At 46.1% G+C, this 10698-nt stretch carries 7 protein-coding genes and 1 pseudogene; 4 read left to right on the top strand and 4 right to left on the bottom strand.

The annotated features are described in order from the left end of the window. Nucleotides 1–809 precede the first annotated feature (809 nt). From hetZ to ACE1CM_RS23235, 3 genes are all read left to right on the top strand, one after another. Nucleotides 810–1952, top strand: a complete 1143-nt coding sequence (gene hetZ / locus ACE1CM_RS23225) for a heterocyst differentiation protein HetZ (protein WP_374880798.1) — start codon at nt 810–812, stop codon at nt 1950–1952. Continuing rightward, nucleotides 1945–3006 carry a hypothetical protein gene (locus ACE1CM_RS23230; RefSeq protein ID WP_374880800.1) on the top strand — a complete coding sequence of 354 codons (1062 nt, stop codon included), beginning with the start codon at nt 1945–1947 and terminating at the stop codon, nt 3004–3006. The genes hetZ and ACE1CM_RS23230 overlap by 8 nt, the downstream gene beginning before the upstream one ends. A gap of 157 nt (nt 3007–3163) precedes the next feature. Next, nucleotides 3164–5524, top strand: coding sequence for a DUF3488 and DUF4129 domain-containing transglutaminase family protein (locus ACE1CM_RS23235; protein WP_374880802.1), 2361 nt, complete (start codon nt 3164–3166; stop codon nt 5522–5524). Between the two features lie 413 nt (nt 5525–5937). Here ACE1CM_RS23235 and ACE1CM_RS23240 read toward each other — a convergent pair whose 3' ends face one another. After that, nucleotides 5938–6258, bottom strand: coding sequence for a hypothetical protein (locus ACE1CM_RS23240; protein WP_374880804.1), 321 nt, complete (start codon nt 6256–6258; stop codon nt 5938–5940). Nucleotides 6259–6653: 395 nt separating this feature from the next. Beyond that, complete coding sequence (locus tag ACE1CM_RS23245) at nt 6654–7859, bottom strand: RNA-guided endonuclease TnpB family protein (protein ID WP_374880805.1); 1206 nt, start codon at nt 7857–7859, stop codon at nt 6654–6656. A 166-nt stretch (nt 7860–8025) separates the two neighbouring features. Between ACE1CM_RS23245 and ACE1CM_RS23250 the strand changes: the two genes are divergently transcribed. Then, complete coding sequence (locus ACE1CM_RS23250) at nt 8026–8520, top strand: hypothetical protein (protein ID WP_374880807.1); 495 nt, start codon at nt 8026–8028, stop codon at nt 8518–8520. On the opposite strand, the gene ACE1CM_RS23255 is transcribed toward ACE1CM_RS23250, so the two are convergent. After that, nucleotides 8481–9269 carry a hypothetical protein gene (locus ACE1CM_RS23255; RefSeq protein WP_374880808.1) on the bottom strand — a complete coding sequence of 263 codons (789 nt, stop codon included), beginning with the start codon at nt 9267–9269 and terminating at the stop codon, nt 8481–8483. The two genes, ACE1CM_RS23250 and ACE1CM_RS23255, sit on opposite strands and share 40 nt — an antisense overlap. A 425-nt stretch (nt 9270–9694) precedes the next feature. Then, nucleotides 9695–10301, bottom strand: a pseudogene (locus ACE1CM_RS23260) (IS607 family transposase). Nucleotides 10302–10698: the final 397 nt, after the last annotated feature.

Below are 10698 nucleotides of genomic sequence, written 5' to 3' on the forward strand. Positions count from 1 at the left end.
TTAACAATGCTTTTGCACCCCCACCACCCTCACCTGTAGCTGAATTTAGGGCAGCTTCCGTGGGAGTACCAGCTTCCACCCCCGCGATTGGCGGCGAACAGCGAGTCGAAGCTACCGTTACCCTGCAAATTCGTTATTGAGGAATGGAAAGTCCAGAAATAAATTTCGCAGCTTTTACAGCACTTACGCCAGGGCGTTGCCAGAAACCCGGTTTCGACCGTCGATCTGTGGTTCCCAAACCAACGATTTTTCCTAGAAACCGGGAACTTGCGCGTCATAAATTTCGCAGCTTTTAGCTAAATTCAGTTAAAACTGACTGGAATATCCCTCCGGTTCTTTGACTGGGCAGGTATTACCCGCACCTACTGATTTTCAACCTATTTTAACAGGTTTTGTAGTAGCACGGCCTAGATAAGTTTGGATTTCTAGCCAAAAATTGTATAATGCCGTGCCCCTGATTTTCAACCTGTTTTAACAGGTTTTGTAGTAGCACGGCGTAGATAAGTTTGGATTTCTAGCCAAAGATTGTATAATCCCGTGCTACTACAGCCTGAAATTTATTTTCCGGCTGGTTCTGGTGCTGCTGCGCCTCTATGGCGGTTGGTTAAATAAAAGTTGCCTCGCTGTTTGCTCTTCTTTTTTGGTTAAATATCCGGAGCTTGCGTGCAACGGGTGAAGAAATAAGAAGCGGAACATTTGCTGATAGTGGCGAAGACAGCGCTACTACGAACTTAGATAATGCTTCGCCTTTAAATCGGTAAGCTTAAACCAAGCTAACCAGTCGTTAACCTAAGAGAAATGAGCAGCGAGTGGAAGCTATATTCCAACTGCTGTTTAACGAATTCCAGCAGTCAACCCGTGCTTCCAAGCAAAATTGCCGGGATGTCGCTTTCCGTTTAACAGCAGAAATTGTCCGCGTCTGCAATGAAAGCAGACACATCCAAGCATCCGGCGATTTGGCAGCTTGGGCGCATCGAATGGCGCGCCATCGTCTCCAGCAGTGTCTTAACTATTACAGACTGGGGTCGGCTGCCGGACGAGTAGAATTACATAGTACCTTGAGTGCGATTATTTACCGCTACATGAGTCCCGCAGGCATAGGGTTGAGCTATCAAGCGCGGTTGACTTTGATAGAAGATTTTCTTCAGGGATTTTATCTAGAAGCGCTCAAAGTATTTCGTAAAGAAGCGCTCCTGGGTGCCACTTATCGTCCCCACACGCTTTTGGAGTTGGCTGAGTACTTAGCATTTACAGAACGTTACGCGAAGCGACGGGTTCACTTATCGAGTCAAAAAAGTCAGCAACTGATTGTCCTGCGGGTGCAAACCTTTGTGCAACAGCACCCCAGGGAAATGTCGGTGGATTTGGAACAAGCGGCAGAAAGTCGGTCGTCGGAATCAGAAACTACCTGGGATGAAAGGTTGCTGGCGCGGGTGCGAGAGATGATGGTGGCAACAGATCCAGATAACGCGGATATGATGCTGCGTCAGTCTGTGATTCGCGAGTTGATAGCATACTTAGAGCAGCGCCAGCAACGAGATTGTGCCGATTACTTTATCCTCCGCTTGCAAAACCTTTCTGCCGATGAAATCGAGCAGATTCTCGATTTAACCCCGCGTCAGCGAGATTATTTGCAACAGCGGTTTAAGTATCATTTGATGCGATTCGCGCTGTTGCACGGGTGGGAATTGGTTCACGAGTGGTTGGGAGCAGATTTAGAGCGCAACCTCGGGTTGACGCCCCAGCAATGGCAAGGGTTTCAGGCTCAATTGAGTCAGGAGCAACTGGGTTTGCTACAGATGAAACAAAGGGGATTAGACGATAAAGCGATCGCTAAGTCCCTGGGTTGGAAAGTCAGCCAGGTTCACAAGCAGTGGTTTAAGCTGCTAGAAACAGCCTGGGTGCTTCGCAATTCTTCAGAGTCCGGATCAGGTGCATCGACCCATGAATAGAGATACAGAAGATTTCCCCGAACGATTTCTCGTCTGGCTATTACAAAAGGATAAGGCTCCCGAACCATCCGGCAAACGTTCAACAATGGATGTAGGTGCAAGTGGGGAGGGTTCTCGGTCTCTATCCTCTGGCGAGAGCGATGAAATACAAGACTGGGAAATAGATGAGTTCGACGAACTGGAGTCAGAAATTTTGAACGCCACTGTTGCTAGTCCCGGTGAATCAGCTGTTTATCCTCAATCTCAAAGCGGCAAGGACAATTTTACATTGCAAGACCGTTTTCAAGCGCTCCTAAAGCGTCGATTACAAAAGGAACTGCAAGACAATCCACCCCTGTTTCCCTGGGAGACAGAAATTTCTGACCCAGAACCAGACTACGCCGAACCAGAATCTTTGTCTCCCAACCAATTTTGGACGACTCACCTACAAAGGTTACGCCTGCCAGTTCCCATCCCGCCAGATATTTTCGCCCAACTGCTAGAGTGCTGTCAGGCAGTCGTGCAATCTTCCATTGCCTCGCCGATCAAGTTAGTGCGTGCAGTGGAGGGATTATTTCCCGGTCAGTCCCAGATCCTGCACCAGTTTGCCTCCGTCGTGCTGGCATCTGCCGCTTGTGAAAGTTTGGTAGTGCAAGAGTCCCAAGTCGCAGCTAACTTTCCCAGCAGTTACGAAGCCGCCACTCCTACCGAGCAGATGGTACTGTTATTAATCGCGGCTCGACAGATGATCGGATCTCTGACTTTAACTTTGTCGCCCCATCAGCCGATTGTCGAGTCCGAGTGGCTGACTGGTGTGGGCGAGTTGGTGCTGAGGGCAGAATATCAAGTAGAGCGGCGCTTGTTTGCTTGTTTGCGCGTGCAGGGGCGGTTTCCCTGCGGTGGTAGCTTGAAATTGCAGGTAGGTCAAGCTTGCGCGAGCGCATCTCGCCCCGATGCGGGTCAAATCAGCGTCGAATTATCCGACCTCGAACTCAACCAAACTTACCCGTTAGAAGTTCTCTGTCCCCACCTGAATGAGAATCCTCTGATTTTCGGCATTTGTCCTACAAGCTAGCCATTTTGGTAATCGGTAATCGGTAATCGGTAATCGGTAATCGGTAAGAAGCAATTACCCATGACCAAAATAGCCATTTTACAATTGGGTAATGGGAAAGAACCAATTACCAATTAGCAATTAGCAAGCTCGCAATTACCCATTACCCATTACCCAAATGACAAAAAGCATAGCGATTTTAAGCCAAATTCGGCAGCGAAGAGCCGCGATGCCAAAGCCAGAACCCGAAAACTCGCTTTTATTGCGCCTATTGGTGCAAGCGCTGGTCATCGTCGGAATTGTGGCGACCGATGTAGCGGGAGAAACCTTTGGTACGGAAGAAAGTGTCAGCGTTTGGGCCGTACCGTTGAGTATTGTAGGTGCGGTTTGGAGTTGGTATCGGCGGCGCGAGCGCAATATCCCAACCAAGTTTGGCATCGCCCTGGGAATGTTAGCCGCGTTGGCTTATTTCCTCTGGCGTCTGAGGGAGGAATTTAACGATACGCGGTTGGTTTTAGCTGGATTGTTAATTCACCTGCAAGTGCTGCACAGTTTCGACCTCCCCCGCCGCAAAGATTTGGGTTATTCCATCGCCATCGGGTTGATTTTGTTGGGTGTGGCAGCTACCGTGAGTCAGACAATGGCTTTTGCGCCGTTGTTGCTGGTGTTTTTAGCCCTCGCTCTCCCAGTTTTGGTGCTGGACTACCGTTCCCGCCTGGGACTCAAACCTTTAAAAATTAAAAATCAAAACTTAAAAACCAAAGATTCTCCCTTTTTTAATTTTAAATTTTTAATTGTTAATTTCATCGTCATCCTCGCTTTGGGATTAACAATTTTTGCTTTTCTCCCCCGCTTACCGGGTTATCAATTACGAACCTTTCCCATAAGTTCTCCCATCGAGTTTACTGGGTCGTTTGACGGTCGCAATGTTGTTAATCCAGGCTATCGCAATCGCGGCAGAAACAATCAAAACGAACGGGGAGGAACTGGTAGCGGCGGACGCAATGTAGAAGATGGCCCTGGGGAACTTGACCCGACTTTTTACTACGGTTTCAATACCAAAATTAACCAGAACCTGCGCGGACAACTCGAACCAGCGGTAGTCATGCGGGTACGTTCCCAAGCTGAGGGATTTTGGCGCGTATTGGGGTTCGATCGCTACACCGGACAGGGGTGGGAAATTTCTCGCAATGACAAAACTTTTAAGGTTGACCGTCCCTGGTGGTCTTATCGGTTTTATATCCCCAGTCTGCCAACGGCTAATCGCACCAAAGAGGTAATTCAGTCCTACACAATTGTCTCCGATTTGCCTAACTTAATTCCGGCGATGGCACAGGCGGAAGAACTTTACTTTCCCACCCAGCAAGTGGCAGTTGATACTGAAGGTGGTTTGCGAAGTCCGCCGCAAGTTGGTTTGCCAGCAGGTGTAACTTATTCGGTTGTCTCAAATGTTCCTTTCCGCGATCGCACTCGTTTAGGTAAAGCTTCCACCAAGTATCCCAAAACTATCCAGCAATACTATTTGCAAGTTCCTCCCCAAATTCAGGAAAAAGTCCGGAAACTCACCGAAGAAATCCTCGCCAACAAAAATAAAGTGGCTAAGGATAGCAAACCCTTGACTTCAGCTTACGAAAAAGCCTTGTACCTGACGCAATACCTCAAGCAACATCCCAATTACAAACTTCAGAAAGACCCGCCATTTTTAGCCGAAGGCGAAGACTTGGTGGCAGCTTTTCTATTCGGTTATAAAAACAGTCCTCCCGGTGAAAAAATTACCGGCGGCTATCCCGATCATTTTTCTACCGTTCTAACTATTATGCTGCGCTCGATTGGCATTCCAGCGCGGTTGGTAGGCGGTTTTGGGTCGGGAGAATTTAATCCGTTTACCGGGTTTTATGTCGTCCGCAACACCGATGCCTATTTGATAACCGAGGTTTATTTCCCCAAATACGGTTGGTTTGCTTTCGATCCAATTCCCGGTCATCCTTTGTTTCCCCCTTCCGTGGAAGAAGACCAGACTTTTAGCGTCCTGAAACAGTTTTGGCAGTGGGTTGCTGGATGGTTACCCTCCCCGGTTTCTAATTTTCTTTCCCATGTATTGGGTGGTGCTATTACTTGGATAATGAGAGCGATCGGCTACTTTTTGGCACTGTTTGCTCAAGGTTGGATCGGTTTATTTACCGGGTTGGCGATGGCGATCGCCCTCGCTTTCTGCTTCTGGTTCGCTTGGGACAGATGGCGTGTCTGCCACTACCGACGCGGGTTAGAAAAGCTACCGCCAATGGAAAGTATTTATCGGCAAATGCTTGACATTTTGGCAGTAAAAGGGTATAGGAAACATCCGTCTCAAACGCCGTTAGAGTACGCGAGAACTTCGCGCCAGCACCATGACATAGAATGGGGCGATGGGATTGATGAAATTTCCCAAGCTTATGTTCGCTGGCGTTATGGAGGAGAGTCTCCGAACATAGAGCAATTGCGGCGACGCTTGCAAGACCTGAAAAAGCAGATACTCGCTGCGAGCAAGAAGATGGATTGAATGAACCACGAAGACGCGATAGACAAGGGTAGCTTCTTCTCGAAGAGTAGGACACGAAGTAAGAAGGAAGAAGGAAGAAATAGATAGTCTTCTAGCGGGAAAGGAGTAGCAAGCAAAAAACGAGTGATATCAATTCCGTTGGCATCGGAATTATATATCTCTCTCTTTTCTTCCTCTGCGTTCTCTGCGCCTGGAGCGGTTTTAATCATTCAGATGCAAACGGAAACGATATGATATCGATTCCGGCGACGCCGAAGTGACGATTTGATCCCAAATCCTTCTTCTTCTTCTTTGTCTCCTTCGTGTCTAATTCGCTATGGCGAATCGCTGATCGCTGACGCGCACGCACTCGCGTTCGCGAACGCGGTTAAAAAACGAGGGTGATGGCAGCGTATTTGGTCTGATTTAATATTTCAAGCCATCTGAAGTCCGATGTTGAATCTACCCACATAGCCTTTTGCTTCTTTAGCGAGCTGAAGCATTAATTGCTCGCCACCGCCAGTAAAGATACCATCTTGGTCATTCTTCACCCTGTGCTGTCCCTTTGCGGCATAGGGGCGTTGGGTACCGATTCGATCGGTGAGGGCATCGTCGAAGTAAAGCTGCGACGTGAATTCGTAACTTTGTTGGGAGGCAGAATTGGTGCGAATCTTGAAGTGGATGTGAACAGTTCTGCCTGGATACCAACCGGGGTAGATTGTAACGAACTCGACGGTTCCATTTGCATTCGTCACTTGATAGCCGCGCAGGAACTTTTTCCCGACATTGAGCCACTCCTCGCTCTCGCATAGGCGAGGAATCAGGCTGTGGAATTAGAGTTAGCTTTTCGCTGATTAACAGCTATCTGGCTAACCGTTTCTGGATTCATGCAGAACTGCTGGTGAGGATGAATGACTCAGCCTACTTTCCCACGCGGCTACTCGTTCGCAGTTTATTTGAAATTCCTTCCATGCCTGCATCAAGTAAGGCTCCGACCTTTCCCACTCATTTTGAGCAAGATGCAATAGAAGGTTATCTTCGTCATTAACGAATCTACACAGATACGCACTGAATAAATCTCGGTGCATAATAATGCCTGTCTCATCATAATGGACTCTTTGGGAAAGGGATTTTTTAATCCGACACCCATTCAGATGAGTTTGATCTCAGGCAGTTTTCTGAGTAGAAAACGCAGATGTTTTGCCCACCAGCACTTGCAGCAAGATCGAGCTAATTGGGATTGAACAAAGCCGGGAGACTTAGCAGAAATAGCTTTACCGTAGCGTTTCTGCCTGGGGGTCACCGATATACTTTCAGTTTTAATGTGCTTACCATGCCTCAAAATCTCGTTGACAATTCTGCGGTTTTGAGACTTGGCATAAGCGATCTTGCGTCGTTCTACTTCTCGCTTTTTCCGAGCCAACTTTTGATATGTTTTAGATTTTTTCCATTGGCGGTTACCCGGTTTCGGCTTACCTTTTTTAACAACCAGCTTACGTCCTACCTGACGGATGAAGTCAGGTGAATAGTTTGAAAAATTGCTAGCCCTTTGAGAGCGTTGCATCTGACGCTGTAGTGCTTGAAGCTCCCGCGAGTATGTTGGGACTTTATCTGCAAAACGGAGCAATCCAGCTTTATTGTCACCTACGAAAGCGATAGTGGTTAGATTAATGTCTAGCCCAATAATTCCATCATAAACGTAGTTTTTCTCTTTTCGATACGGCAGTCCCTCGTTAATTAACTGAACATACCACCGCTGCTTACCGTTGAGTTCTCGCCACAGCAAGCGAATGTATTTTACCGGATGATTTAAGCCATGTTGGATGACAGGGTTTTGGCGAGCAATATCAGGAGTCAGGTTTAACTTACCCCAGATTAAACGCTCGTCTTTCCATCTAATACCTTGTTTATTAGTTTTACCTTCAACGCTTCTAAATCGGAGCGGCACTTTATAGCGGACATCTTTTGATCGCCCAAACATTACTTTTTGGCTGTAGCTAAAAGCGCGGGTGGCTAAAACTTGTTGGGTATTCGAGTCCAGGAGTTGAGCTATCCACTTTGAGCGATTACTTACAATTGTTGCATAACCCTGAATGTCGTAATCTGAATATCTATATGCCCAAGCAGCGGCTTTGAATTCGTCGCTTCTTTTTTTCTTGGCATCTCTGTTTATCTGTTTGGCTTGCAGGTATGCTTCTGACTTTATCACCAGTCTCATTCTTGTCATTGCTTCCTTCAAGCAGGCGTTGTACAGTTGTCGCGCTGCTTGAAACCGAGACAATAGTTCTGATTGCTGTTTACTATCTACAATTAGTGGAATTTCTGTGATAAATGATGACTTTTTGCTTTTAGCCAATTACTATCACCTCTTATTGGGTTGATTTTAATTATAAACTACTGGTTTTAACCTGAGTACCAATATTAATTTAATTTGATTAATATTGACTGCGGTTAAAACCGCCCGTGTCGCGCTTCCACCCCGCAATGAATTGACGGGGCTACCACGCTCCCGCAATCTTTAGGTGTATCTGTTTGGAGAAGGAATCGACAGCATTGGCGACTTCTTTTTTGAGTTGTTCGACTGTGCGATCCACGAACTCCAACCGGAAACGCAGGTCGTGGTGGGCGAACCGCTTATGGGAGTCCCCCCGGAAAAAGGGGACGGGTTCGATACGGTTGCAGACTACGGTATGTTTTTCGCCTGGATCGGACTGCAACCCCAGCACTGGATCAAGGCGCGGCCGGTGTGGATGTGGATGCTGCCTTCAATTCCGTATCTGGAGGAGTACGATCGCGAAGATTTGCAGAAAGGCGCGAACTCTGCCCTCTACAAGTTCTTCAACTCCCACGTAATTTTGCCGATGGCAGTAGCAATACAACGCTACGACGAAGCCTTGCCACCGGAAATGCTGCGAAAAATGGCGGACTGCTGGGAGGTGTTTAGCCAGAACAAGCAGCAGATGGGGATGGAGTTCTATCAAATCATGTTTGAGAAATACCCAATTAAGCTGGTATAGGCTGGATTGATGTTAATTAGTTGAATCCCACGATTAGATAGAATTGACTTCAAAAGTTGATAAAAACGGCTATATGCCCACCCAGACAACATTCGAGCATACTTTCTTCCTTTTTCTCTTAATTGAGTTGTCTTAGCAGCAAAATCCAAGGATTCACAGACAATTGGACAGGCAAGAGTAGCAGCTAAAATTGCTAATTGTATACAAGCATCCACGATAGTCGCTTCTTGCTTGACCTTTGGTAATCCAGTTTGAAGGGGGATAGAACCAGACGCCTTCAAATTGCCCTGAAAATCAACATACGCCCAACCAATAGAACCTGGATTCATATCAATTCCGATGCAGCCATATTCGACAGGGCGACATCTCTTGTTGACAGGTGATGGAGTAAATTGAACGGCTACCACCCAGCGGTTATCTTGGCGATAGAAATGCCAAGTTTTAGCACCATTATCCGGTAATCGATTGATATTTATCTCAAAATTACCCAGCTTTGAACAGATATATTTACCATACTTATACTCTAAGCAATAGGGAACTCTGAATTTAACTATGGTGCCATCCCACTGACAAGTTTGATTCGCTTTGCTTTCGTCTTTATATCCGACGATAAACACTTCACCTCTTGGTACTTTAACCTTAATTGTTGCTTGTTTTATCTCTGCTATTTGTCGGTTTAGCTTGTGAATATATCTCTTTTTATGGTGGAGATTAAATATAGTATGATACCAGTTTGTTTTCTTGGTCAAAAGAGAAGTTGAGAGAGGAAAGTTACATCCTCTTTGGGAGTTATGCCAATTCTTATGAGCGTAAAACTTCCTAGCTACTTTAATCTTTTTTTCCGCTTTTTCTACCGATTCATTGGCTGATTTTAATTTAGATTATAGCTGCTGTGATTGATTCTACATGACTTTGCTGAGTCTACTTTCGAGCTAGACAGCGCGATCATCCCACCTGCATGACGTTTGCTAATGCCATATTTTTGCTGTAAATAAGTATTCCATTTAGACTTATCAAACTTCCCCTCAAGTTTTAATAAGTGATTGACTGTCTCAATAGTAGCTTCATAAGAAAGAGCCGCTTGCATCACCTAGAAATAACTCAAAGCTGGTCAATCCTAATGGGGTTAGCTCGTCTAATGGTGTCGGTAAACCCTTGCAGTAAGTGAGAGTAGTCATAGCTTTTTAGCTACCTCCCTCAGTTCTTCTACTATCTTTTTATTTTTATGACTACGGCTGCCGTAAAGACGTGCTGAAAATACTGTAATTATCTCTAGTACGTCTGCGGCTAAATCTTCCTCGAATGTGCTATCATCAGAGCGATTGATAATTATTACCTCGGTGCCAAAACTCTCACACAAAGTAAAGATTAAATCCGAGCCGAATCTAAGTAATCTATCTTTATGCGTTAATACTAATCTTTCTATTTGGTAGCTGGTAATTAGTTTAATTAACCTAAGCTTGTCCTTTCTTTTTGTAATTCAGACCACTGCCCAGATCTTGGATGATTTCAAATTCCCATCCATGCTGGGCACAATAGCTTTCTAATACTAAAATTTGTCTAGTCAGGTCTTCTTTTTGGTCATGACTAGATACTCTGGCATAACCTACAGTTAATTCATTACCCGATCTATTGCCAATTAAATCGGCAATGTCATATCTACGATGCCCTCCCGCAGTCCGAGTTGATTTAATCTTACCATCAAGCTAGCATCGGTGTAGCGTTTTGACCGTTACACCTAATAGAGCGGCGGCTTCTTGGGGAGTTAAACTAGACATGATGCGATATTATCACATCTATTGTCTAGGTTGAGGGGGTTTTGTCAAGATTTTGGCGGTCAGCTAACTAACCCCTTTGTGCTGCCGATTTTCGGTCGGGCAGACATGGATTATCTCTCGCTACACCTGTTTCAAGCAGTGGAATTTTTGGTGCGCTGTTTGCGGAGTGGCAGTACTGAAGCCACCCCATGCCGTCCATGGGAGGGGGTGCACGCAACGCTATCAACCTCTTTCTGGATCTCCCTATTTTTAGGTACAACATCGGTGAGTCTCAGTATCAGGAATTAAAACTTTTGTGGCGACCCACTCTGACTGGAGGAAATCTTCCTTTGGAAGACGGGACTTGCCCATCTAATCGCAGGTTAGTTTGTTCGGTCGCCTGTCTCCTTGCCGCCAGCAG

This window comes from Microseira sp. BLCC-F43, assembly GCF_041929235.1.
GTDB lineage: Bacteria > Cyanobacteriota > Cyanobacteriia > Cyanobacteriales > Aerosakkonemataceae > Microseira.